Below are 23,840 nucleotides of genomic sequence, written 5' to 3' on the forward strand. Positions count from 1 at the left end.
CGTACACAGATGCCGCCCGGAGGGGCGGCATCTGCCTTGGGCCGGGCATGACCCTGCCTTTGACGTGGCCTCGGCACCCGACCGTGCTATTGATGGTCGAACTGCCCAGGAAGTAGCCCATGCTCACCCGACTGAGGCTCGCAGCCAGCAAAGTTACCAAGCGGATGTGGTTCCGTTCGACCCTGTATGGCGCCCTGGGCATCATCACGGCGTTGGCCGGCGCGTTCCTGAAGTTCCTCATTCCCGTTGGCCTTGCCGCACGGATCGGCGCAGATTCCGTCGGCAACATCCTTGGCATACTTGCCGCGTCAATGCTGACGGTCACCACCTTCTCGCTGTCCACCATGGTCTCGGCATACGGCTCCGCATCCAGCAGCGCCACCCCGCGCGCGGCCCGCCTGCTGATCGAAGACGCCCGGGCCCAAGGTGCGCTGGCCACCTTCATTGGTGCCTTCCTGTTCTCGATCGTGGGCCTCATCGCGCTCAGCACCGGCATCTACGGGGACAGCGGCCGGCTTGTGCTGTTCGGGGCAACCATCGCGGTCATCATTGTCATCACAGTGACGTTGCTCAGGGCTATCGAGCAGTTCTCACGCTTTGGCCGCGTTGGCGAAACCATCGATCTGGTGGAGCGGGCGACCAAAGCGGCAATGAAGCGCCGCGCCGCGGAGCCTCGGCTCGGCGGAGCCAGTGCTGTCCCGGTAGGGGAGGGGGCGGTACTGCTGGTTGGCGATCAGGTTGCCTACGTTGAACATGTGGACGTCGCCCGGATCGACGGCATTGCACAGGAACATGATCTGCGCGTTCATCTGCTCTGCCAGCCGGGTACGTTCGCAACTCCGGCCCGTCCCTTGATAGCCATCGAGGGAAATCCACTTCCGGACGTGCAGAGTGAAGTGATCTCAGCCATTTCCTTCAGTGACGCGCGCTCCATTGAGAATGACCCACGGTTCGGACTGGTCGTGCTTGCGGAAATTGCCCAGCGAGCCATGTCACCTGCGGTGAACGACCCTGGGACCTGCATCGACGTCATCGGGACATGTGTCAGGCTGCTCTGTGCATGGTCCAGCCACGCAGGGGACGCTGCGACAGGCGAGGTGCTGTATCCGCGCGTGCACGTGCAGTGTCTCGACGTACGCGACATGTTTGAGGACGCGTTCACTCCGATTGCCAGGGATGCCGCCGCGTCCCTGGAGGTCAGTATCCGGCTGCAGAAGGCCTTCGCAGCGTTGGCAGGGTCCTCGAATGAAGCGACAAGAGTCGCATCACAGGCGCATGCCCGCATCGCGTTGGAGCGCGGCCTATTGGCCATGGATTTCGAAGCTGATCGCGAGGCGCTTCGAGCCGTCGCATCTTATTTGACTCTGGAAGATGTGGACCGCCGTTCGTAGTATCTTCCTATCAAAGCCCTTGAAGCGCTGCGCTGGCTATCAGTGCTCGACTGTGGTCTGGAGCACATCCGGTCAGCTCACCTTCCACAGCATGTATGCGGCAGTAATGAAGATCAGTACTGCAAATACCGTGTTCAGAGCTCCACGATAGTTGGCCAGCTTCGTCGAAGTTGCTGCACCTGCAATACCGCCAGCCACGCCGGCAACGACGAAAACTGCCGCGAGCTTCCAGTTGACCAGACCTGTACGCGCGTAGTTCAGTGCGGTGGTCATGCCAAATGCGGCGACGGCGACGAGCGAGCTTCCGACTGCGGCGATCATCGGCATGCCCGTCGCGGCCACCAGTGCGGGCACGATGAGAAAGCCTCCGCCAATGCCAAAGAAGCCAGAAAGCCCGCCGGCGGTGGCGCCCAGCCCAATCAGCGCGGGCGCGTTGCCTCTGCCGAGCCGCGCGTCCGTGAGTCCAGGCGTGTTGCGCCTGCGAAGCATGGCGATGCCGACAACGATCATAGCCACAGCAAACAGCGCCAACAGGCTCCTGCCGTCGAACGCCTTGCCCAAGCTGGAACCCAGGTATGCGCCCGCGATCCCCGCCAGAGCGAAGACCGAGGCACAAGGCCAGCGAACGTTCCCTCTACGGGCATGTATCACCAGATTCGACACCGCATTGACCGCTACTGCCAGGGCGCTGGTGCCGATAGCCACATGCGGATCTCCCACTCCGACCACGTAGAGCATCAGTGGTACCGCCAGGATGGATCCGCCCCCACCGACCACGCCCAGGACGAAGCCGACCAGGACGCCAGACAGGCCGCCCAGAACCAACTGCAGCAGAGATAGCGCTTCCATATGTCAGTCGCCGGACGCCGGGCCTTGCTGCAGCCGTGTTGCGATGGAAGAAAGGTCATAGCCTGCATCCGAAGCAACAGACAGAACGTGGTCAAACGCCGCTCCATTGTGAACGACTTCCGACAGCGCCCAAAGCATCGCAGCACGGGTGCCGGTTCTGCAGTACGCGGCAACAGGGCTTGGCAGCGCTTCGATCAACCTGGCAAAGGTATGCACCTGATCATCGGTAATGACGCCAGGCAGCGCAGGAAGATAGGCAAACTGCATGCCCGCCTGGTGGCAGGCGGCCTGCAGCGCATGGTGACTGGGCTGCTCCGGCTGTTCATCGTCGGGGCGGTTGCAGATCACGCTCGCAAAGCCCTGCTCCTTCAGGGCTTCAATGTCCTTTGGCAGGAGCTGGCCGGACACCTTGAGGCTGGCGGAGAGTGGCTTGAGGTTCATGGTTTTCCCGTAGTTGCAGTGGGGCGGTGAATGTGGCCATGCAGGAGCACGCCAGCGATCATTGCCGTGGCGAAGATGATCGCGAAGGGCTGGCCGGTTCCCAGCAACGCGATGGCTGGGCCGGGACATAGTCCGGCCAGACCCCAACCCAGGCCGAATATCGCCGCACCGATCACCAGGCGCCGATCGATGATGCGATGGGTGGGAATGTGCAGCGATACGGCAAGCAGCGGCGTTCTGCGGGCGCGTATCCACAGGTAGGCTGCGCCGGAAGGGATCAGTGCGCCCAGCATGACCAGCGCCAGGGAGGGGTCCCAGGCGTCGCTCACATCAAGGAAAGCAAGCACGCGGGCTGGGTTGGCCATACCGGATACGACCAGTCCCAGTCCGAAGAGTGCGCCGCACAGGAACGCGGCGAGACGGATCATGCCGTGCCCCCCGCCACAATCCGTACCAGGGTCGCCGTGGCCATGCCCACGAGCATGAACACGCAGGTCGCCACCACTGACCGCGGCGACGCCCGGCCCAGGCCGCAGACACCGTGTCCACTGGTACAGCCCGCCCCAAGGCGAGTTCCGTAACCCACCAGCAGTCCGGCAATCACCAATACCACTGCTCCGTTTGCGGAGAGCGCCGGCAATAGTATGGGCCTGGCCGCCAATGCCAAGCCTGACGCCAGGGCAAGTCCCGCCAGGAATAGGGCTGCGCTCCCGCGTCCGCCGTCACCCGGCATGCCCAGTGTCTTGGCAAGTAGACCCGAGATGCCGGCAACGCGGCCGAGAAGGACCAGATAGGCACCGGCCGCTGTTCCAATCATGGCACCGCCAGCGAGTGGCCAGTACCAAGCCAAATGAGAGAGCGTCATAGCAGGTCCACCGGCAGCTTGAGGTAGCGCACGCCGTTGTCCTCGGGTTCGGGCAGATGGCCGGCGCACATGTTGACCTGCACTGAAGGCAGGATCAGTCGCGGCATCGGGAGCGTCGCGTCACGGGCTTCCCGCATTTCCACGAACATGGCTTCGGTCACGCCCTCGTGCACATGCAGGTTGGTTGTCCTTTCGGCACGGATGGTTGTTTCCCATACGAAATGGTTTCGACCGGTGGCCTTGTAGTCATGGCACAAGAAGACGCGGGTGGCGTCGGGCAGGGACAGAAGGCGCTGGATCGAGCGATACAACTGGCGAGCCGAGCCACCTGGAAAGTCGCATCGGGCGGTGCCGTAGTCCGGCATGAACAGCGTGTCTCCAGGAAATACGGCGTCGCCGATCACGTACGCCAGACAAGCGGGAGTATGGCCTGGCACGTGCAGCGACATCGCCTGCAGATTACCGATGCGGAAGGAGGCACCGTCAGCGAACAGGTGATCGAATTGGCTGCCATCACGCTTGAACGCAGTACCGGCATTGAAGACCTTGCCGAAGGTTTCCTGGACAGTGGTGATGCGCTCGCCGATGGCCAGCGTACCTCCCACCTGGCCCCGCAGCCATGGTGCTGCTGAGAGGTGGTCGGCATGCGCGTGGGTTTCCAGCAACCATTGCACCTGTAGGCGCTCGGCCCGCACGTAGTCCACCAACGCCGATGCGGAGGCAGTGGAGGTGCGGGCTGCGGCCATGTCGAAGTCAAGGACGCTGTCGATGATGGCGCACGCTGAAGAAGATGGATCGCGTACGACGTGACTGGCAGTGAAAGTGGCAGGATCGAAGAAGGTCTTTACATGAGGCGAGGGGAGCAGGCCGGCACGCGCATCGTTGACGACGCGGACAGCCTGCTCCAAGGGGGCGTCTACCGCTACGGATTGGTTCACGACTGGCTCCGGGGGGGATTGGTTGCTTAATACTTACATGGTTACATAAGGTGTGCAACTATAGAAGAATGCTAGACTGGACGCCTTCCCCATGGTGTTTGCATCACATCACCCGGCCAAGTTGCCCTTACCCGTGACCAGCCCCCCATTCAGCCCGTCAGACCTAGCCACGATGAAGGAGCGCGTGCCCGAGGTGGCCGAGTTGCTGCGCTTCATGGCCACTCCCTCCCGCCTGTTGCTGCTGTGCCAGCTCGCGCAAGGTGAAATGACGGTGAGCGGACTGGAGGACGCCACCGGCATCCGACAGCCGGCGCTCTCCCAGCAACTGGCCGAACTCCGCCAACGAAAGCTTGTAGCGACCCGACGGGAATCGCGGTCGATCGTCTACCGCATGGCAGACCCGCGCGTTGCAGCACTGCTGGGCGCGATGCATGGGATCTTCTGTGCGGACGATACATCAACTTGAAGTGGCCTAAGGCGTCTAGAAGGGACGGGCTACACTCACTGACCTAGGGGAATTTAGGCCATCGGCGTAGTCTGCCCCAAAACCAATTGACCGCAGCAGGCTCGAGGTCTGCTGCGGCCTAGGGATGTTTATCAGGGATGGGGTGGATGTCTGCTTATGGCCGGAAGCGGACATCGGCGACGCCGAAAATTGAGGCGAGCGACGTCGAGCCTGCAGCCAGATCTGGGCGCGAAAGGCTGCCCATTGCTGAGAGTAGAGATTTTCAGGGCGAGGGCTCTGCACAAGCATTCCGCAGCGTGAGAACCAGTGCATCCCATACGGGGCCCTGTCACTTTGTATTCCAGAGAAAAGTAACGGGTCGCCGTCCAAGTCGTCGCTACTGATACTTGGCCCTCGGTCCGCTTAGCGGCGGCACGCATACGATCAGTAACTGAGGAGCCCGAGGCGCACAGGGCCGTGCATGGCTCATTCCCCCTAGATCACTAGCGTGCGCGAGCCGTCCACTAGACCTTGGCCGCACCACTAAGCTCACAGATGGACATTGAGATCAAAAGGGCGCAGCGTTTGCTTCTCGCCCCAAAGGGCTACTGATTTCGGAGAGCGCAAATGAGCAGAACAAGTATCTCCCATCCACTGAAGATTGCCACCTTACCTGTCGGCACGAACGGCGGTGGGATCGGCGTCACCTTTGCACCAGGAAAACATCAGGAAGTAGCAATGACTGGCTCTTGGGCTCGAGACCTGGACGTCGACCTCGCGTCGATCGCGGAGTGGGGAGCACAGCACCTGATCACGTTGATTGAGCCGTGGGAGTTCGAGGAGCTGCGAATCACCTCGTTGGCGGAACGTGCCAGAGCCCACGGTTTGATGTGGTACGGCCTGCCAATTACAGATGGTGCGGCTCCTGACGCGCGACTCCTTGGGCCATGGCGATCCCTAGGGCCACAGTTCGCAGCCAAGCTCTTGTCTGGAACCAGGATCGTGGTGCATTGCAAAGGCGGGCTGGGTCGGGCCGGCACCGTGGCGTCGATGCTCCTCATTGAAACAGGCTTTGCCTCAGATGGCATCGATGCAATTGCTAAGGTTCGCTCGGTGCGACCTGGTGCGGTGGAGACGGCGGAGCAGGAGGAATTCATCCTGAACTGGTCTAATCGCGGAGCCCGGAGACTGAGCTAGCCACAACACCCCACTAACCTACCCGTCATTGCCTTGGGCTGGAGCACAAGATGCCTGTATTGCGCAGTTAGTCTGTGGAGGGCTTCTCTCCAGAGTGCGAAGCGCTGAACACTTTTCTCCAAACACATATAGTGCTGCTGCTCCTACTGCTTCGCGCGCCCCTCGCATGCCTATCTGAACCTGTCGCCGGGCCTGGACTTCGAGACCAAGCTGTTCGCCAAGACCAATGCCCCCCAGCTGCTGCGCAAGGAGCTGTCGAAGCCGGGTTACGTGCCGCAGCCGATCGCACTGGGCATCAATACCGATGCGTACCAGCCGATCGAGCGCAAGTTCAAGCTGACCCGCCAGCTGATCGAAGTGATGCTGGAGACCAAGCATCCTTTTTCGCTGATCACCAAGAACGCACTGGTCGAGCGCGATATCGATCTGCTTGCACCGCTGGCGGCGGAGAACCTGGTCAGCGTGCACTTCTCGGTGACCACGCTGGACCCGCATCTTTCCGCAAAGCTGGAACCGCGCGCATCGGCGCCGCATGCACGGCTGCGTGCGATGAAGCGTCTGCATGAAGCGGGCATTCCGGTCGGTGTGATGGTGGCGCCGGTGATCCCATGGATCAACGACAGCGAGCTGGAGGCCGTGCTGGAGGCTGCGCACGACGCTGGCGCCAGTACCGCTGGTTACGTGCTGCTGCGCTTGCCGCTTGAAGTGGCGCCGTTGTTCCGCGACTGGCTGGACACCCATCATCCCGATCGTGCCGCGCATGTGATGAGCACCATCCAGCAGCTGCGTGGCGGCAAGGACTACGACAGCCAGTTCGGAACCCGCATGCGGGGCCAGGGTGTGTATGCGGATCTGTTGAACAACCGCTTCAAGCTGGCGCGCAAGCGCCTCGGCTTCAACGCGCAGAACAGTCATTGGCCGAAGCTGGATTGCAGCCGGTTCCTGAAGCCGTTGCCGCCGAAGAAGGATTCGCCGCAGGGGTCGTTGTTCTGAGTCCATCCGTCGAGCATGGCTCGACTCTACATCCGAGGCCGACGAGCCGCTCGGCGTCACCCCCCGAACAACTTCTGCGCACTCTGGAACAGGATCCAGCTGGTCGCGATGAACTTGTCCCCACCCTGCGGGCGATTGCCACGATGGGTATGAGTGAACGCAGTCGGCGCAATCAGCAGGCTGCCGGTACGAGGTGCGATCTTCCGCCCCTGGAACAGGAACTCGGTCTCGCCTTCGTCAAAGTCGTCGTTGAGGTACAGCGTCCACAACACGTGCCGATGCAGGGTCTCGGCCTGCGCATCCTTGGGGTACAGCTCGCAGTGCCAGTACGGATAGCCGCCCTCGCCTGCCGCATACCACTGCAGGTTGATCGCACCCGGACGCAGGCAGGTGCGAGCCAGGTCGGCCAGCTGCTGCGGTGGCATGTCAGGGAAGTCCTCGGCAGACAGGCGTCGCGGTTGGCCGTTGCTGTCCTGGATCTGCAACATCAGCGGCGCAATCAACGCCTGTGGATAACGGCGTAGATAAGTCAGCAAGCCATTGAACACCGCGATCTGCAGCTGCTGGTCGACATCCTGCCAGCCGTCCAGGCCACTGATACGCAGATCCTTGCTGTGCTTGAGTTCCGGGAACACGCCACTGCCCACGGCACCGGGCTGCAGGCCACGCGTGGCGCGCAGGCGTTCAACGATGGCCGCGCAGACCTCGCTGGGGACGGCGTTGTGGATGACTTCGATGAAATCGACCGGGCCCTGCTCGTGCATGCGTGCATTCCTTAGGCGGCAACGGCTTGATGGTGCCGTTTGCCGCCCTTGGTGTCACCCCACGGTCATGTCATCGATCTGCCATGACCGCTGTCAGGCGGCAGGCCGTCAGCCCTGTGCGTCGTCGTGCGCGTGGTGGTAGCGCACGGCTTCGGCCACTTCCTCGCGCGAACCGAGGAACACCGGCACGCGCTGGTGCAGCTGGTCGGGCTGGATGTCGAGGATGCGCTCGCGGCCGGTCCAGGCAGCACCGCCGGCCTGTTCGACCAGCAGGCCCATCGGGTTGGCTTCGTACATCAGGCGCAGCTTGCCGGCCTTGGACGGGTCCTTCTTGTCCCACGGATAGATGAAGATGCCGCCGCGGGTCAGGATGCGATGCACGTCGGCCACCATGCTGGCGATCCAGCGCATGTTGAAGTTCTTGCCGCGCGCGCCTTCCTTGCCCGCCAGCAGGTCGCCCACGTAGGCCTGCATCGGCGCTTCCCAGTGACGCTGGTTGGACATGTTGATGGCGAACTCCTGGGTTGCCGCCGGGATCTGCATGTTCTCGGTGGTCAGCACGAACTCGCCCTTCTCGCGGTCCAGGGTGAAGGCATGGGTACCGTGGCCGACGGTCAGCACCAGCTGGGTGCTGGGCCCGTAGATGCAGTAGCCGGCGGCGATCTGCTTGCTGCCCGGCTGCAGGAAGGCGTCATCGCCCGGAAGTTCGACGTTGGTCGGGCAGCGCAGTACCGAGAAGATGGTGCCGACGGAGACGTTGACGTCGATGTTGGAGCTGCCGTCGAGGGGATCGAACAGCAGCAGGAAATCACCACGCGGGTAGATGTCCGGCACCGGCTGGCTGTGGTCCATTTCTTCGGAGGCGCAGGCGGCGAGGTGGCCACCCCAGGCGTTGGCTTCGAGCAGGATCTCGTTGCTGATCACATCCAGCTTCTTCTGCGCTTCGCCCTGCACGTTGCCGGTACCGGCGTCGCCGAGCACGCCACCGAGGGCGCCCTTGCTGACGGCGATGGAGATGCTGGTGCAGGCGCGGGCGACCACGGCGATCAGCTGGCGCAGGTCGGCATTGATGCGGCCGGCGTGCTGTTCCTGGATCAGGAAGCGGGTCAACGAAGTACGGGACATGGTCGGGCAGGTCTCGGCAGCGGGAAAACGCCTATTGTCGCCCGTATGGCGGGGCCGTGCGTGAGCGCGGGAAGGCGTAATCGTTTCCAGATGCGTTGCGCTCGTGGCGCCTTCCTTCATGGAGGCGCAGGGCGAGGCACACCGTGGCCAGGACACGCCGTAAACCCCACTCCGTGGTCCGGCCCAGCCGCTGGCGGCTGTGCGTTCTGGCGCTTGCGAGGCATGCCTCGCAGGCAAAGCGCCCTCACCCATGGGGGCTCGATCGGCGCATCCATGCGCCTCACGGTCCTGGCCACGGTGTGCCTCGCCCTGCGCTTCAGGGTTCGCCGCGAGCGCGGTGAGGAAGGCAAAGGCAAGAGCAAGAGAAAAAACAAAGGCGCCTTTCGGCGCCTTTGTTCTCAAACCAGTGCAGTGTTGCTTCAGCCCTTGGCGACGGTGGCCACGGCCTTGGCGACGTACTCCAGGTTGTTCTGGTTCAGCGCGGCCACGCAGATGCGGCCGGTGCCGACGGCGTAGATGCCGAACTCGTCGCGCAGGCGCTCGACCTGCTCACGGCTCAGGCCGGAGTAGGAGAACATGCCGGCCTGTTCGTTGATGAAACCGAACTGCGGTGCGCCAGCGGCAGCCAGCTTCTCGACCAGGCCCTGGCGCAGGGCGTGGATGCGCTCGCGCATCTCGGTCAGCTCCTGCTCCCACATCGCACGCAGTTCCGGGTTGGTCAGCACGCCGGCCACCAGCGCGGCACCGTGGGTGGACGGGCTGGAGTAGATGGTGCGGATCACGCGCTTGACCTGCGACTGCACGGCCTTGGCGTCAACGGCGGTCGGCGCCACCATCGACAGCGCACCCACGCGCTCGCCGTACAGCGAGAACGACTTGGAGTACGAGTTGGCGACGATGAAGCTGTCGATGCCTGCTTCGGCGATGATGCGCACCGCGGCGCCGTCCTGTTCGATGCCCTTGTCGAAGCCCTGGTAGGCCATGTCGATGAAGGGGAACAGCTGGCGGTCCTTCAGCAGCTGCGCGACCTGCTTCCACTGGCTGACCGTGAGGTCGGCACCGGTGGGGTTGTGGCAGCAGGCATGCAGCAGCACCACGGTGCCGGCTTCCAGCTTGCCCAGGTCGGCCAGCATGCCGTCGAAATCAACCCCATGGGTGGTCGGGTCGAAGTAGGTGTAGTCCAGCACCTCGAAACCGGCCGCGCTGAACACGGCGCGGTGGTTTTCCCAGCTCGGGTTGCTCAGCGCAACGGTGGCGTGCGGCAGCAGCTTCTTCAGCACGTCGGCGCCGACGCGCAGCGCACCGCTGCCACCAACGGTCTGTGCGGTGGTGACGCGGCCGGCGGCCAGCAGCGGCGAGTCCTTGCCGAACACCAGCTCACGCGTGGCCTGCGTGTACGCCGGCAGGCCATCGATCGGCAGATAGCCGCGCGGTTTGGCTTCAGCGGCGAGCTGCTGCTCGATCTGCTTGACGGCGCGCAGCAGCGGAATGCGGCCGCTCTCGTCGTAGTAGATGCCCACACCCAGGTTGACCTTGGTCGGGCGGCTGTCGGCGTTGTACGCCTCGGTCAGGCCCAGGATCGGGTCGCCTGGGACCAGTTCCACGTTTGCAAAGAAGGACACGGCGGTACTCGTTCGGTAGACGGAAAGGGGGAGGAATTGCGCCACGCGGTTCGCGGCTTTTCGGCCGGAAACAGCCCATCGTAACAAAGCCTGCCGGGGCTGGCCGCCGCCATCGTCATCCGCGGCCCCGTACCATGGCGTGCGTTGCCGCCCGATCCATCAACCTGAATCATGAATCCCGCCGCACGACGCTGTTGCCTTCCGCTGTCTGCCCTGCTGCTGTCGCCCTGGACAGCGGTGGCCGAGCCTGCGCCCACCGCCCTGCCTGCGGTGCAGGTACAGGCTGCTCGGGTGCCGGGCATCGACCCGTTCGCGCTGCCGGCCAGCCAGGACACGGTCTGGATCGATGCCAGCCGCGCTGGCACCGGCGCGCAGCTGTCCGAGGCGCTGGCCGGGGTACCGGGGCTGCTGGCACGCGACCGGCAGAACTTCGCCCAGGACACGCAACTGTCGATCCGTGGCTTCGGCGCGCGCTCGACCTTCGGTGTGCGCGGGGTGCGGGTGTTGATCGACGGCGTGCCGGCCACCATGCCTGACGGCCAGGGCCAGCTGTCGCATGCCAGCCTGTTGGGCGCTGAACGCATCGACGTGCTGCGCGGGCCGTTCTCGGCGCTGTACGGCAACTCCTCCGGTGGCGTGCTGCAGGTCTGGAGCGCGCAGGGCCAGGCCGGCGACCCGTGGCGGTTGCGGCTCAACGCTGGCGCCGACAACACGCTCAGTGTCGGCGCGCAGCTGAAGGGTGCCGGCCAACTGCTGGACTACAACATCGCCGCCAATCACCTCCGCACCGATGGCTGGCGGGACCACAGCCGTGCGCGCCGTGAATCGCTCAACGCACGCATCGGTGGTGCGCTGGGCGGTGGGCGGCTGGAGCTGTTGCTCAATGTGCTCGATGCCCCCGATGCACAGGATCCGCTGGGCCTGACCCGTGCCCAGGTGGCGGCTGATCCGCGCCAGGCCACGGCGGTGGCGCACCCGTACAACACCCGCAAATCGGTGCGCCAGCAGCAGGCCGGCCTGCGCTGGACCCGTGAAACGGGAGCGCAGCGCTGGCAGTTGATGGGCTATGCCGGGCAGCGCGCGGTGACCCAGTTCCTGCCCATTCCGCCCACGGCGCAGGCCAATCCGCTGCATGCCGGCGGCGTGATCGGTCTGGACGCCGGCTACGGCGGGCTGGACGCGCGCTGGGGCTGGCACGGCGATCTGGCCGGGCGACCGCTGGACCTGGTGGCCGGGCTCAGCGCCGACCGCCAGCGCCAGCATCGGACCGGCTACGAGAACTTCATCGGCAGCACGCTGGGCGTACGTGGGCGCCTGCGCAGAGACCAGATCGACACCGTGCATAACGTCGATCAGTTCGCGCAGGCGTGGTGGCAGTGGAGTCCACGCTGGTCATTGCTGGCTGGCCTGCGCCACAGCACCGTGCGCTTCGAATCCGACGACCGCTACATCATCGGCCGCAACCCGGATGACAGTGGCCGCCGGCGCTACCAGGCCACCACGCCGGTGGCCGGGATCAGCTTTGAGGCCAACCCGCAGTGGCGGCTGCATGCTGCGGTCGGCCGCGGTTTCGAAACCCCCACCTTCAACGAACTGGGCTATCGCGCCGACGGGCAGGCGGGATTGGCACTGGACCTGGCGGCCGCCCGCAGCCGCAATCTGGAGATTGGCAGCAAGTGGCACGCGCAGAGCGGAATCCAGCTCGATATCAGCCTGTTCCGTGCAGATACCGACGATGAGCTGGCCGTTGCCAGCAACACCGGAGGGCGCAGCACCTATCGCAACATTGGCCTCACCCGCCGCCAGGGCGTGGAACTGCAGTACCGACAGCCGCTGGCCGAGCAATTGGAACTGCAGTTGGCCTGGACCTGGCTGCAGGCGCAGGTGCGCTCGCCTTACCTGAACTCGAACAACGTGGTCGCGGCGGGCAGTCGCTTGCCGGGTGTGCCGCGCCAGCAGGCGTTCGCACGCCTGCAGTGGAGCCCCGCCGACTGGCAATGGGCACTGGAGGCCACGGCCAGCAGCGATACCGTGGTCAACGACGTCGCCACCGAACGGGCGCCGGGCTTTGCCCTGTTGCACGTGGAGGGCGGACGCCGCTGGACCCTGCCCGGCGGTGAACTGCGTGCTTTCGCGCGGCTGGAGAACGTGCTGGACCAGGCCTACATCGGCTCGGTGATCGTCAACGATGGCAATGGTCGCTACTACGAGCCCGGGCCGGGACGGCGGGCCAGCGTGGGTGTGCAGTGGTCGTGGCGCTAGCGCGGGACCGCTGCGCGCGCCGGGCAGGGCCCGGCGCTACCGTCAATCGGGGGCCTTGGCCGGTACGAACGGCGAGGTCGGGTCGCTGGCGGGGAAGGTTTCCTCCAGCGCCTCGTCCTGGTTGTCGCTGGCGCGCTGCTTGCGCTCGCGGCGCTTGAGCGGGCTCTCCTGGCCACCGCGATGGCGGTCACCGCCATCCTTGCGGTCCTGGGCCGCCTGTTCAGCCACATGTCTCACCGGCAGATGGTCGTCACCGTGCTCGGCATCGAAGAACGGCGCACCGGTGCCGCGGTAGTCGGCGTTGTCGGCATCGCGCTTGCCGCGCTGTTCACCGGGAAGAGGCGGGTGGTTTTCCCGCATCGGGTCTCGTGAGGTCTCTCGGCTCATGGTCTGGTACCTGCACTCGGGGCTCCCACTACACCGCCCTGCAGGTAAAGCCACTGCGAACCTGGCGTCATGAACATCTCGCTCACCCCCCGGTAACGGCACCGCGCGTATTCCTGCCCACCCGCCCCCGCTGCAGGAGCCGGCCATGCCCCGTCTTGAACGACCCGCACCGTCCGTGTTCAACGCCCTGCTCGATCCGCTTGGCCAGCGCACCGCGCAGCGCCGCACGCGCCGCCAGGAAGATCCGCAGGCGGTGGCACAGGATTACCTGCAGTACATGCTCAGCGATTACGAGGAGAGGCGTGGCCAGAGCCACCGCAACTGGCGTGATCTGTGCCCGGTGTATGCCTTCGCGCTGACCACCCATGCCGCGGATTGGCCACGTGGTGATGCCGCCGATACCTGCGAGGAACTGGCCGAGCACTGGGAGCAGATGCGCGGGCAGTCGCGGTTGAGCTGGTCGCAGGTACGGCCGGTGGTGGAGGACGCCTGGCGCGCACTGGACCATATTCCGGCGGCGGCGGTGAGGCCGTTGCTGCAGTAGTGGCAGGCACTTGAAGCAGCCGAGCGCGGGCTCGGCTCTACAGCCAAGTGGTCGCGCCACCTGACGTGCACGGCACGGACACGGTTGGTTTACGCCCTCCGGCCCACGCTGGGCACCCTGCCCCGCCAAAGGTACGCCCATGGCCCGCCCGATCTGGACCGGCACGCTGTCGTTTGGCCTGCTCAATGTGCCCGTGTCGCTGATGTCCGGCGAACGCAAGGTCGATCTGCAGTTCCGCATGCTCGACTCCCGCGATCGCAAGCCGATCCGTTTCGAACGGGTCAACGCCGACACCGGCGAGGAAGTGCCCTGGAAGGACATCGTCAAAGCCTACGAGTACGACAAGGGCAGCTATGTCGTGCTGGAGGAAGGCGACATCCGCTCGGCCGCACCGGAGAGCCACGAAGCGGTGGAAGTGGAATCGTTCGTGGATGCGGCGCAGATCGACCCGCGTTACTACGAGAAACCCTATCTGCTGGTACCTGGCAAGAAGGCCGAAAAGGGCTACGTGCTCCTGCGCGAAACGCTGCGCAGCACCGGCAAGGTGGGCATCGCGCGGGTGGTGGTACGCACGCGCGAATACCTGTGCGCGGTGATGCCGCATGAGGACGCGCTGGTGCTGATGATCCTGCGCTATCCGCAGGAACTGGTGGATCCCGAGGATTACAAGCTGCCCACCGGCAAGCTGTCCGACTACCGCATCACCAGCAAGGAAACGGCGATGGCCGAACAGTTGATCGAGTCGATGGCCGGCGACTGGGATCCGTCGCAGTACCACGATGAATTCCGCGAGCGCCTGCAGCAGGTGCTGAACAAGCGCATCAAGTCCAAGGGCGGCACCACGCGGGTGGACGATGAGCCGGCACCGCGCGAGGACGCCAGTACCAACGTGGTCGATTTCATGGCGCTGCTGCAGAAGAGCCTGGATGCGAACACGCGCACGCCGGCGAAGAAGACGGCGACGCGCAAGGCACCGGCGAAGAAGGCTGCGAAGAAGACCGCCAAAAAGGCCGTGAAGAAAACCACCCGGCGCAAGGCAGGTTGACCATGTCGCTGCACCAGTACCGGCGCAAACGCCGACTTGGCGGTGGCGCCGGGCAGACACCGGAGCCTGACGACACGCGCGTCCGCGGTGATCCGAGGCGGCGGCCGACCTTCGTCATCCAGCTGCACCATGCCAGCTCGCGCCACTACGACTTCCGCCTTGAGATGGACGGCGTGCTGAAGAGCTGGGCGGTGCCGAAAGGTCCTTCGCTTCGCGTCGGTGAGAAGCGGTTGGCCGTGGAAGTGGAAGATCACCCGCTGTCCTACGCCACCTTCGAAGGAGACATTCCCGAAGGCCACTACGGCGCGGGCCACGTCGAGGTGTTTGATCAGGGTACCTGGGCCTGCGAAGGTGATCCTCTGCAGGCACTGGCGGCAGGAAAGATCGACTTCGTGCTGCATGGGCAACGCCTGGCCGGTGGCTGGAAGCTGGTGCGCACCGCGATGAAAGGACGCCAGGTGCAATGGCTGCTGATCAAGCGCGACGATGGTGAAGGGCGCGACGCCGAGGCGGATGACCTGCTGACGGCACCGATGCCGAAACGAGCACCTGCGGCGAAGAAGCGTTCCGCAGGGAAGGCGGTGCGCTCGGTCCCCGCCGCACGGACGACCACACGCAAGGCCGATGCGCGCTGGCATGCATGCGCACTGCAGCTGCACGGCGCACGTGATACGCCCTATCCCCGCGGGTTCAAACCGCAGTTGACCGATCATCGCGACAGTGCCCCGGACGGCGAGCGCTGGCTGCATGAGATCAAGTGGGATGGCTATCGGCTGCTGGCCGACCTGCACGATGGCGAGGTGAAACTCCGCTCGCGCAACGGCCTGGACTGGACGGCCGATTTTCCCGAGGTCGTGCAGGCCGTGCGGGCGCTGCCGGTGCGTGATGCGCGACTGGACGGTGAGCTGGTGGTGCTGGACAAGGAAGGACGCAGTGACTTCGCAGCGTTGCAGCGCGTGATCGACGGCAGTTCGAAACAACCACTGCGCTACATCGTGTTCGATCTTCCGGGTGTGGCCGGCGTGGACATCAGTCGTGCACCGCTGGTGGAGCGCAAGGCGCTGCTGAAGGACCTCATCGGGCCCGCGCCCGGCACCCTGGCCTTCAGCGAACACGTGATCGACCATGGGCCGCAGGTATTCGATGCCAGCGGCGAGGCCGGCTTTGAAGGCATCGTCAGCAAGCAGGTGGATGCGCCGTACGTGAATACCCGCGCGCGCAGCTGGGTGAAGGTGAAGCACGAAGACACCGACGAGTTCGTGATTGTCGGCTACACGGCACCCAAGGGTTCCCGGGTGGGATTCGGTTCGCTGCTTCTGGCCACGCCGGACAAGGCTGGCCTGCGCTATGTCGGCCGCGTTGGCACCGGCTTCGACGATGAAAGCCTGCGTGCGCTGCTCAAGGCACTGCGGCCATTGGCAGTGAAGACGCCCGTGCTGCAGTTGCCGGCGCATGTGCCGTTCCGCGCTGCCAGCGTACGCTGGGTGACACCAGTGGCGGTGGCGGAGGTGGCGTTCCGTGGCTGGGGCAAGGAAGGCCTGCTGCGCCAGGCCAGTTTCAAGCGGCTGCGCAGCGACAAGCAGAAGGAGGACCTGGGAATGAGCACCGCAGATGCCGAAGCCGGAGGTGAGGTCCAGATCACTCATCCGGAGCGGGTGGTGTTTCCAAAGCAGAAACTGCGCAAGGGCGACGTGGCCGACTACTATCAGCGCATGGCGCGCTGGATCCTGCCCGAAATCGCCGGACGACCACTGTCACTGCTGCGCTGCCCGGACGGCGTAGGCAAGGCTTGTTTCTTCCAGAAGCACCATGGTCCCGGCCTGGGCGATGCGGTACATGCGGTGCCCCTGCAGCAGAAAAGCGGCCGCGAGGATTACGTCTACATCGACGACACGCGCGGCCTGCTGCAGCTGGTGCAGATGAACACCCTGGAGCTGCATCCCTGGGGCGCGACCGTGGCCGATCCCGAACATCCGGATCGTCTGGTGTTCGATCTCGACCCCGGCGAAGGCGTCAGCTGGGCACAGGTGAAAGCCGGTGCACGCGATGTGCGCGACCGCCTGCAGCAGGTGGGCCTGAAGAGCTTCGTACGCCTGTCCGGTGGCAAGGGCGTGCACGTGGTGGTGCCGCTGCAGCCCAAGGCAGGCTGGGACGAGGCGAAGGCGTTCTGCGAGGCGTTCGCGCAGGCAATGGCGCTGGAGCAGCCTGATCGCTACGTGGCGACGATGAGCAAGGCCAAGCGCGGCGGGGTGATCTTCATCGACTGGCTGCGCAACACACGGGGTGCTACCAGCGTGTGCTCGTGGTCGCTGCGTGCACGCGACGGCGCCGGCGTGGCAGTGCCGCTGCGATGGGAAGAGCTTGCACGCGTCAGTGCGGCCGACGCGTTTCCGATGGCCAAGGCACTGGCGCGCGCGAAGCGGCTGAAGGGTGACCCATGGCAGGGCATCGCGCGGTTGAAGCAGACGCTGCCGCGCATGGACCTGTAGAGCCGAGCCCATGCTCGGCTTGCATGCACATCGACACAGGCAGCCGAGCATGGGCTCGGCTCTACAGGGGCGGCGTTACCTTGCGTCGCGCGACGCGCGGCGGCCGAACCACCAGCCGGCCAGCAGCTGCAACGGCAGCGATGCCAGCAGCGAAATGACGAACCAGAGCGGAAAATCAGCGCCTGCGGCCCACACCGCGTAGCCGCAGCCCAGCGCGATCAGTGACCAGATGGAAAAACCATGCGAACGCGGCCAGCAGGGCGCGTAGTAGGTGGCGAAGGAAATGCCGGCGATGCCACCGAGCACGCTGAAGGCCAGATCCCACCCCAGCTGCACGCTGTTGTTATCCGGCGACATGCCCACCAGCGGGGGCAGCCAGCTGGCGACGCTGCTGACCAGCGCAAGCGACAGCACGCCGCCGATCAGGGCGACGAAGGACAGGAACAGGGTCTTGAGCAGTGCGGGCATGCGCGCATTGTAAGGCTGCGCGAAGTGCCTGGGGTTGCTGGCCTGCGGCCGGTACTACCGATGGATCGGCATGGCCGCCGCGTCCGTGGGAGAGGGGGACGGAGCGACGGCGGCCATGCACAAGCGGTCAGGCGGCGAAGTCGAGCACCACGCGGCCTTCGATGGTGCCCGCGTGCATGCGCGCGAACACGTCGTTGATGTTTTCCAGGCGGTCGGTGCTGACTGTGGCGCCGACCTTGCCCTCGGCGGCGAACTGCAACGACTCCTGCAGGTCCAGCCGGGTACCGACGATCGAGCCCCGCACGGTGATGCCGTTGAGCACCATGCCGAAGATGTCCAGCGGGAAGTTGCCCGGCGGCAGACCGTTGAGCGAAACGGTACCGCCACGGCGGACCATGCCCAGCGCCTGCTCGAACGCCTTCGGCGACACCGCCGTGACCAGGGCGCCGTGCGCGCCGCCGATTTCCTTCTTCAGGAAGGCAGCGGGGTCGGTGGTGCGCGCGTTGACGGTGATCTGCGCGCCGAGCTGCCGGGCCAACGCCAGCTTGTTGTCGTCCACGTCCACCGCCGCCACGTTCAGGCCCATTGCGCGGGCGTACTGCACGGCCATGTGGCCCAGGCCACCGATGCCGGAGATCGCCACCCAGTCACCGGGCCTGGTGTCGGTGACCTTCAGGCCCTTGTAGACGGTCACGCCGGCGCACAGCACCGGCGCGATCTCCACGAAGCCCACGTCCTTTGGAAGCAGGCCGACATAGTTGGCATCGGCCAGTGCGTACTCGGCGAAGCCGCCGCTGACCGAGTAACCGGTGTTGCGCTGCGTTTCGCACAGCGTTTCCCAGCCCCCCAGGCAGTGTTCGCAATGGCCACACGCCGAGTACAACCAGGGGATGCCGACCCTGTCGCCTTCCCTGACGTGCCCGACCCCGCCACCCACGGCCACGACGTGCCCCACGCCCTCGTGACCGGGGATGAACGGCGGGTTCGGTTTGACCGGCCAGTCGCCCTCGGCGGCGTGCAGGTCGGTGTGGCAGACACCACAGGCCTCGATCCTGACCAGTACCTCGCCCGCCCCCGGGCGTGGTACCGAGACTTCCTCGATGACCAGTGGCTTGCCGAACTCACGCACGACAGCGGCCTTCATGGTGGAATTCATGTTCGGATCTCCGTAGTGCGCTTGCCCACAGAATGACGCCGGCACGAGGCCGGCGCTTTGATCACGATCAAACCTTTGAAGATCCGTGCGCCGGGTTCAGCTGGCCAGCACCGAGGCCTCGCGGGCGAGGCGCTCGATGGCCTCCCAGTCGCGGGTCTGCAGCAGTGCCGGCGTGGTCAACCACGAGCCACCCACGCACAGCACGTTGGGCAGGTGCAGGAACTGCGGCGCGGTCTGCGCGCTGATGCCACCGGTCGGGCAGAAGCGCACGTCGGCGAATGGACCGTGCCAGGCCGCCAGCAGCGCGGCACCGCCGGCCTGCACGGCGGGAAAGAACTTGAACGTGTCTTGGCCGTGCTCCAGGCCCAGGATCAGGTCCGAGGCCGTGGCCGCACCGGGCAGGTACGGCAGGTCGGCATCGCGCGCGGCCGCGTACAGTGCCGGCGTGGCGCCGGGGGACACCGCGAAACGCGCTCCGGCCTGCTTCGCCGCCTGCATCTGCGCCGGGGTAAGCACGGTGCCGGCACCGATCACCGCGTCCGGTACGGCCTCGACCATGGCCGTGATCGCGTCCAGCGCCTGCGGCGTGCGCAGGGTCACTTCGATCACCGGCAGGCCGCCGCGGAACAGGGCCTGGGCCACTTCGACCGCGTCATTCACGTCTTCGGGGGTGTACACCGGAATCACCGGTGCCAGTTTCAGGACCGCGCGTACGCGCGGATCAGCGGCGGACATCGAATCGCTCCTCGCCCATCAGGGCCAGCACGTCAGCTTCGCTGACAGGATTGAAATCGCCGGGGATGGAGTGCTTCAGCGCCCCGGCGGCCAGGCCGAACCGCACGGTGGCGTCGGCATCAAGGCCGGACAGGATGCCATGCAGGATGCCGGCCGCGAAGGCATCACCGCCACCGATGCGGTCGACGATGCCCTGCAGATGACGCAGTGGGGCCTGTGCGCGGGTTCCGTCGCAACCCAGCAACACAGCGCCCAGCACATGGTGGTCCACGCTCAGCACCTGCCGCTGCGTGCAGGCCATCCACTGCAGTTGCGGAAAGGCACCGAACGCGGCGGCAGCGGCCGCGTCGATCCGCTCCATCAGGTCCGGCTGGGTGAAGCGGGTGCCCAGTACGACCTCCATGTCGCGGTAGTCGGCGAACACGATGTCGGCCTGCGCGAACAGTTCGCGCAATACCGCCTGCGCATCGCCTCCCCAGCGCTGCCAGAGGCGGGGCCGGAAATTGCCGTCGAAGGAGACGCGGACACCGGCCTGTCTTGCCGCGCGCGCCGCCGCCAGCGTGGCCGCCGCCACGTGCGGGCCCAACGCCGGGCTGACCCCGGAGACGTGCAGCCACTGCGCGTCCTGCAGCAGCGCTGGCCAGTCGTAGTCGGCTGCAGTGCTGCGCGCGAACGCCGAATCCGCGCGGTCGTAGACCACTTCGCTCGCGCGCTGTACCGCGCCGGTGGTGAGGAAGTACAGGCCCATGCGGCCCTCGGCGTCCTCGCGCACACCGCGCGTATCCACGCCGTGCCGCCGCAGTTCACCCAGTACATGCGCCCCCAGCGCATTGCCGGCCACGGTGCTGACCATGGCCACCTGATGTCCAAGCCGGGACAGCGAGACACCCACGTTGGCTTCGGCCCCTCCCACATGGACCTGGAGTTGCGGCGACTGCAGCAGCAGTTCGTTGCCGGGGGCACCCAGGCGCAGCAACAACTCTCCAAAACACACGATACGACCCATCTCAGCTCCTTCACGCGTGCCACCAGCATGGGACACTGCATGGCGTGTAAGTGGACCACGCGAGGGGCGTGGCGATTGGCTAGCGGTGTCATTCTAGACCGAAGACGCCTTGAGAGCGCTTGGGCTATATGTCGAAACCTTTGTCCTGCAAGCGTCTTGGAGACATTGCAAATCTGTTGCGGTGCAAGATGCCCGATCCCGGTGGTGCTGCTAACGTCGGTTTTGACTAGCGGTGTCATTTCGCCGCGCAGCTGCGATACCAGACCTTTGGGAGAGGGGAAAGGCATGCAATCTCGGATCCATGGAAAAAAGACACCGGTTACCTTGCTGGCCCTGGGGGTGGGACTCGCCCTGTCCACCAGCGCGGCCGCCCAGCAGCAGACCGCTACCGACCTGGACACGGTGAACGTCACAGGCTATCGCGCCAGTGTCGAAAAGGCGCTGGACATCAAGCGCGGCGAGGCCGGCGTGGTCGATGCCATCGTCGCCGAAGACATCGGCAAGTTTCCCGACCTCAATCTGGCTGAATCGCTGCAGCGCATTCCGGGCGTGGTGATCACACGCGAAGCCGGCGAAGGCCGCAACATCTCGGTGCGCGGCCTGGGCCCGGATTTCACCCGCGTGCGCATCAATGGGATGGAAGCGCTGACCACCGTCGGCGCCGGTGACCAGAGCGGTGGTACCAACCGCGGCCGCGGTTTCGACTTCAACGTGTTTGCCTCGGACCTGTTCTCGCAGCTGGTGGTGCGCAAGACCGCCTCGGCCGACGTCGAGGAAGGCTCGCTGGGTGCCACTGTCGACCTGCGCACCGCGCGCCCGTTCGACTACGACGGCTTCACCTTCGCCGCAAGCGGCCAGGCCGGCTACAACCAGATGGCCGAAAAGGCCGACCCGCGGCTGGCCGCGCTGGTCTCCAACACCTTCGCCGATGGTACCTTCGGCGCCCTCCTGTCGGTGGCCTACTCCGAGCGCCAGGCACTGGAGGAAGGCTCCAACACCGGCCGCTGGGCCAACGGCCCGAGCAATGGCAACTTCGCTGCGTCATCGCCGTTCGCCGCCGCACGCGCCGCTGATGTATTCCACCCGCGCTTCCCGCGCTACGTGCAGATGGAACACGAGCAGAAGCGCCTGGGCGTGACCGGCTCGCTGCAGTGGAAGCCCAGCGATGCCAGTGAAGTATCGCTGGACATGCTGTACTCGAAGATCGATGCCACCCGCGACGAGCAGTACATCGAAGCGATTTCCTTCAGCCGTGGCAGCAGCAGCACCCCGCGCCTGGTCGGCAAGCCGAGCACCATCGTCAGGAACGGCGAGATCCGCAACGGCGCGCTGCTGTACGGTGAATTCGACAACGTCGACATCCGTACCGAGAACCGCCACGACGAGTGGAGCACCGAGTTCAAGCAGATCAGCCTGAACGGCCAGCACCGTTTCGGCGACGACTTCACCGTGTCCGGCAAGCTGGGCATCTCGCGCTCCAGGCACGAGAATCCAGTGCAGACCACCGTCATCATGGACAAGTACGACGTCAAGGGCTACAGCTACGACTACCGTGGCAACAGCCGCTTCCCGATCCTCAACTACGGCATCGACCCGACCGACCCCAACGGTTGGGAACTGGCGGAAATCCGCCTGCGCCCGCAGTACGTGGACAACGACTTCGATACCGGCCAGATCGACTTCAACTGGAACATCAGCCCCGGCTTCCGCCTGAAGGGCGGCGTGCTTGCCAAGGACTACACGTTCAAGACCACCGAACTGCGCCGTGCCAGCGAACTGGCCGTGCCGACCTTCGCCAGCGGCAGCAGGATCGTGCCCGTGGACATGATCAACCAGGCCGGCCTGAAGGGCATCAATGGCAATCCGTCCAACTGGGTGGTGCCGAACCTGGATGCAATCGCCGACCAGTTCGACATCTACAGCAACAGCGGCATCTATGCCGTCGCGCCGCGCGCCAACAACGTGCGCAGCGTGGAAGAGAAGGACCGTGGTGCCTACCTGATGGGCGAGTTCAGCACCGAAATCGGCTCGCTGCCGCTGTCGGGCAACTTCGGCGTGCGCTACGTGCGCACCAGGCAGACCTCCACCGGGCTGTCGACGCTGGCCAGTGGTACCACCTCCACCACCGCCACCCGCACCTACGATGACACCCTGCCCTCGTTCAACCTGGTGGCCGAGGTCACGCCCGATTTCCTGATCCGCCTGGGTGCGGCCAAGGTCATGACCCGCCCGGGCCTGGGCAGCCTGACGCCAGGTGCAACCGTGGCCGTGGCCGGTGGTGCGCGCACCATCTCCAGCGGCAATCCCAACCTGGACCCGACGCGCGCCACCAATGTCGACCTGGGCTTCGAGTGGTACTTCGCCGAAGGCGCGATGGCGGGCCTGGGCCTGTTCTACAAGGACATCGAGACCTCGGTCCAGACCCTGCGCGAGAACCGCCCGTACACCGACAGCGGCCTGCCTGCCGAACTGCTGACCGGTACCGGCGCCTCGCCCACCGACGACTTCACCTTCACCCGGCCAGTCAATACCCCCGGCGGTGAGCTGTACGGCGCCGAGGCGAACTACACCCAGCCCTTCACTTTCCTGCCGGGCAAGTGGTCGAACCTGGGCGTGCAGCTGAACTACACCTGGGTCGAATCGAAGATCCAGTACATCAACTCGGCTGGCCAGCCGGTGATGAAGAACGATCTGCTGGGCCTGTCCAAATCGTCATGGAACGCAACGCTGTTCTACGAAGGCGAGACCTTCGCTGGCCGCGTCTCCGCCACCAACCGCGATGACTACCTCACCCAGGTGCCCGGTCAGGAAACCGGCTTCAACCTGGACGGCTACCACGGCATGACCGGCACCACGGTCATTGATGCGTCCATCCGCTACAAGATCAGCGACCAGCTGGAACTGAGCCTGGAAGGCATCAACCTGACCAACGAAGCCTCGGATGAATGGGTGTACTCGCCCGCCACCGGCCGCCTGCCACTCCAGTACACCGAAACCGGCCGCCAGTTCCTGCTGGGCGTGCGCTACAAGTTCTGAGCAACGCCGGCGGCGCGTACCGATACGCGCCGCGGTTCGCCATGACCGCTGCTGCGCCGCAAGGTGCCGCTGCGGCGTGGCC

At 65.3% G+C, this 23,840-nt stretch carries 21 protein-coding genes and 1 pseudogene; 9 read left to right on the plus strand and 13 right to left on the minus strand.

What is annotated here, in order from left to right:
• The first annotated feature begins 119 nt into the window (after nt 1-119).
• Complete coding sequence (locus tag M1L61_RS00210; RefSeq protein ID WP_049453264.1) at nt 120-1,391, plus strand: DUF2254 domain-containing protein; 1,272 nt, start codon at nt 120-122, stop codon at nt 1,389-1,391.
• Between the two features lie 72 nt (nt 1,392-1,463).
• Here the strand turns inward: M1L61_RS00210 and M1L61_RS00215 are convergent, their stop codons facing one another.
• Genes M1L61_RS00215 through M1L61_RS00235 form a run of 5 tightly spaced genes read right to left on the minus strand, consistent with a single transcriptional unit; the run spans nt 1,464 to nt 4,412 of the window.
• Nucleotides 1,464-2,225, minus strand: coding sequence for a sulfite exporter TauE/SafE family protein (locus M1L61_RS00215; protein WP_080353444.1), 762 nt, complete (start codon nt 2,223-2,225; stop codon nt 1,464-1,466).
• Nucleotides 2,226-2,243: 18 nt separating this feature from the next.
• Nucleotides 2,244-2,681, minus strand: a complete 438-nt coding sequence (locus M1L61_RS00220) for a TIGR01244 family sulfur transferase (RefSeq protein ID WP_049453266.1) — start codon at nt 2,679-2,681, stop codon at nt 2,244-2,246.
• Entirely contained in the window at nt 2,678-3,109 is a 432-nt protein-coding gene (locus M1L61_RS00225; protein WP_049453268.1) for a YeeE/YedE family protein, read from the minus strand. The genes M1L61_RS00220 and M1L61_RS00225 overlap by 4 nt, the downstream gene beginning before the upstream one ends.
• The gene (locus M1L61_RS00230; RefSeq protein ID WP_049453270.1) at nt 3,106-3,546 is read right to left on the minus strand and encodes a membrane protein; all 441 of its coding nucleotides are present in this window, start codon (nt 3,544-3,546) and stop codon (nt 3,106-3,108) included. The genes M1L61_RS00225 and M1L61_RS00230 overlap by 4 nt, the downstream gene beginning before the upstream one ends.
• Nucleotides 3,543-4,412, minus strand: a complete 870-nt coding sequence (locus M1L61_RS00235) for an MBL fold metallo-hydrolase (protein ID WP_197574817.1) — start codon at nt 4,410-4,412, stop codon at nt 3,543-3,545. Before M1L61_RS00235 ends, M1L61_RS00230 begins: the two co-directional genes overlap by 4 nt.
• A gap of 244 nt (nt 4,413-4,656) precedes the next feature.
• Here M1L61_RS00235 and M1L61_RS00240 point away from each other — a divergent pair, with 244 nt between their 5' ends.
• The 3 genes and pseudogenes from M1L61_RS00240 to M1L61_RS00250 form a co-directional block, all read left to right on the plus strand.
• Complete coding sequence (locus M1L61_RS00240) at nt 4,657-4,950, plus strand: metalloregulator ArsR/SmtB family transcription factor (RefSeq protein WP_021202108.1); 294 nt, start codon at nt 4,657-4,659, stop codon at nt 4,948-4,950.
• A 606-nt stretch (nt 4,951-5,556) separates the two neighbouring features.
• A complete protein-coding gene (locus M1L61_RS00245) occupies nt 5,557-6,126 on the plus strand; it encodes a cyclin-dependent kinase inhibitor 3 family protein (protein ID WP_049453273.1) in 570 nt (189 codons plus the stop codon).
• A gap of 138 nt (nt 6,127-6,264) precedes the next feature.
• Nucleotides 6,265-7,119, plus strand: a pseudogene (locus tag M1L61_RS00250) (PA0069 family radical SAM protein); the annotation flags it as partial.
• Between the two features lie 56 nt (nt 7,120-7,175).
• On the opposite strand, the gene M1L61_RS00255 reads toward M1L61_RS00250, so the two are convergent.
• From M1L61_RS00255 to M1L61_RS00265, 3 genes are all read right to left on the minus strand, one after another.
• A complete protein-coding gene (locus tag M1L61_RS00255; RefSeq protein ID WP_019337497.1) occupies nt 7,176-7,883 on the minus strand; it encodes a 2OG-Fe(II) oxygenase in 708 nt (235 codons plus the stop codon).
• 108 nt (nt 7,884-7,991) lie between these two features.
• Nucleotides 7,992-9,008: a class 1 fructose-bisphosphatase gene (locus M1L61_RS00260; RefSeq protein WP_014035428.1), complete on the minus strand. Its 1,017-nt coding sequence runs from the start codon at nt 9,006-9,008 to the stop codon at nt 7,992-7,994.
• A 419-nt stretch (nt 9,009-9,427) separates the two neighbouring features.
• Nucleotides 9,428-10,630: an amino acid aminotransferase gene (locus M1L61_RS00265; protein ID WP_049453882.1), complete on the minus strand. Its 1,203-nt coding sequence runs from the start codon at nt 10,628-10,630 to the stop codon at nt 9,428-9,430.
• Between the two features lie 171 nt (nt 10,631-10,801).
• Between M1L61_RS00265 and M1L61_RS00270 the strand changes: the two genes are divergently transcribed.
• Entirely contained in the window at nt 10,802-12,892 is a 2,091-nt protein-coding gene (locus M1L61_RS00270; protein WP_248854166.1) for a TonB-dependent receptor, read from the plus strand.
• Between the two features lie 42 nt (nt 12,893-12,934).
• Here M1L61_RS00270 and M1L61_RS00275 read toward each other — a convergent pair whose 3' ends face one another.
• Nucleotides 12,935-13,279, minus strand: a complete 345-nt coding sequence (locus M1L61_RS00275) for a hypothetical protein (RefSeq protein ID WP_029380149.1) — start codon at nt 13,277-13,279, stop codon at nt 12,935-12,937.
• A 145-nt stretch (nt 13,280-13,424) separates the two neighbouring features.
• Here M1L61_RS00275 and M1L61_RS00280 point away from each other — a divergent pair, with 145 nt between their 5' ends.
• The 3 genes from M1L61_RS00280 (at nt 13,425) to ligD (ending at nt 17,357) form a co-directional block, all read left to right on the plus strand.
• Nucleotides 13,425-13,823 carry a hypothetical protein gene (locus tag M1L61_RS00280; protein ID WP_043397732.1) on the plus strand — a complete coding sequence of 133 codons (399 nt, stop codon included), beginning with the start codon at nt 13,425-13,427 and terminating at the stop codon, nt 13,821-13,823.
• A gap of 139 nt (nt 13,824-13,962) precedes the next feature.
• Nucleotides 13,963-14,868, plus strand: coding sequence for a Ku protein (locus M1L61_RS00285; RefSeq protein ID WP_010487384.1), 906 nt, complete (start codon nt 13,963-13,965; stop codon nt 14,866-14,868).
• Nucleotides 14,869-14,870: 2 nt separating this feature from the next.
• Nucleotides 14,871-17,357: a DNA ligase D gene (gene ligD, locus M1L61_RS00290; protein WP_248854167.1), complete on the plus strand. Its 2,487-nt coding sequence runs from the start codon at nt 14,871-14,873 to the stop codon at nt 17,355-17,357.
• Nucleotides 17,358-17,432: 75 nt separating this feature from the next.
• Here the strand turns inward: ligD and M1L61_RS00295 are convergent, their stop codons facing one another.
• The 4 genes from M1L61_RS00295 to M1L61_RS00310 all read right to left on the minus strand — a co-directional run bounded on the left by M1L61_RS00295 (nt 17,433) and on the right by M1L61_RS00310 (nt 20,722).
• Nucleotides 17,433-17,825: a hypothetical protein gene (locus M1L61_RS00295; protein ID WP_043397740.1), complete on the minus strand. Its 393-nt coding sequence runs from the start codon at nt 17,823-17,825 to the stop codon at nt 17,433-17,435.
• Between the two features lie 127 nt (nt 17,826-17,952).
• Nucleotides 17,953-18,981 (minus strand): alcohol dehydrogenase AdhP, encoded by a 1,029-nt coding sequence (adhP, locus tag M1L61_RS00300; protein ID WP_248854168.1) that lies wholly within the window; start codon nt 18,979-18,981, stop codon nt 17,953-17,955.
• A 96-nt stretch (nt 18,982-19,077) separates the two neighbouring features.
• Nucleotides 19,078-19,716 (minus strand): bifunctional 4-hydroxy-2-oxoglutarate aldolase/2-dehydro-3-deoxy-phosphogluconate aldolase, encoded by a 639-nt coding sequence (gene eda, locus M1L61_RS00305; RefSeq protein WP_019658823.1) that lies wholly within the window; start codon nt 19,714-19,716, stop codon nt 19,078-19,080.
• Nucleotides 19,703-20,722, minus strand: a complete 1,020-nt coding sequence (locus tag M1L61_RS00310; protein ID WP_026346897.1) for a sugar kinase — start codon at nt 20,720-20,722, stop codon at nt 19,703-19,705. The genes eda and M1L61_RS00310 overlap by 14 nt, the downstream gene beginning before the upstream one ends.
• 285 nt (nt 20,723-21,007) lie before the next feature.
• Between M1L61_RS00310 and M1L61_RS00315 the strand changes: the two genes are divergently transcribed.
• Nucleotides 21,008-23,758: a TonB-dependent receptor gene (locus M1L61_RS00315; RefSeq protein WP_029550752.1), complete on the plus strand. Its 2,751-nt coding sequence runs from the start codon at nt 21,008-21,010 to the stop codon at nt 23,756-23,758.
• The last annotated feature ends 82 nt before the right edge of the window (nt 23,759-23,840 follow it).

The sequence above is a fragment of the Stenotrophomonas sp. NY11291 genome, assembly GCF_023277365.1.
In the GTDB taxonomy this organism is placed as follows: domain Bacteria; phylum Pseudomonadota; class Gammaproteobacteria; order Xanthomonadales; family Xanthomonadaceae; genus Stenotrophomonas; species Stenotrophomonas geniculata.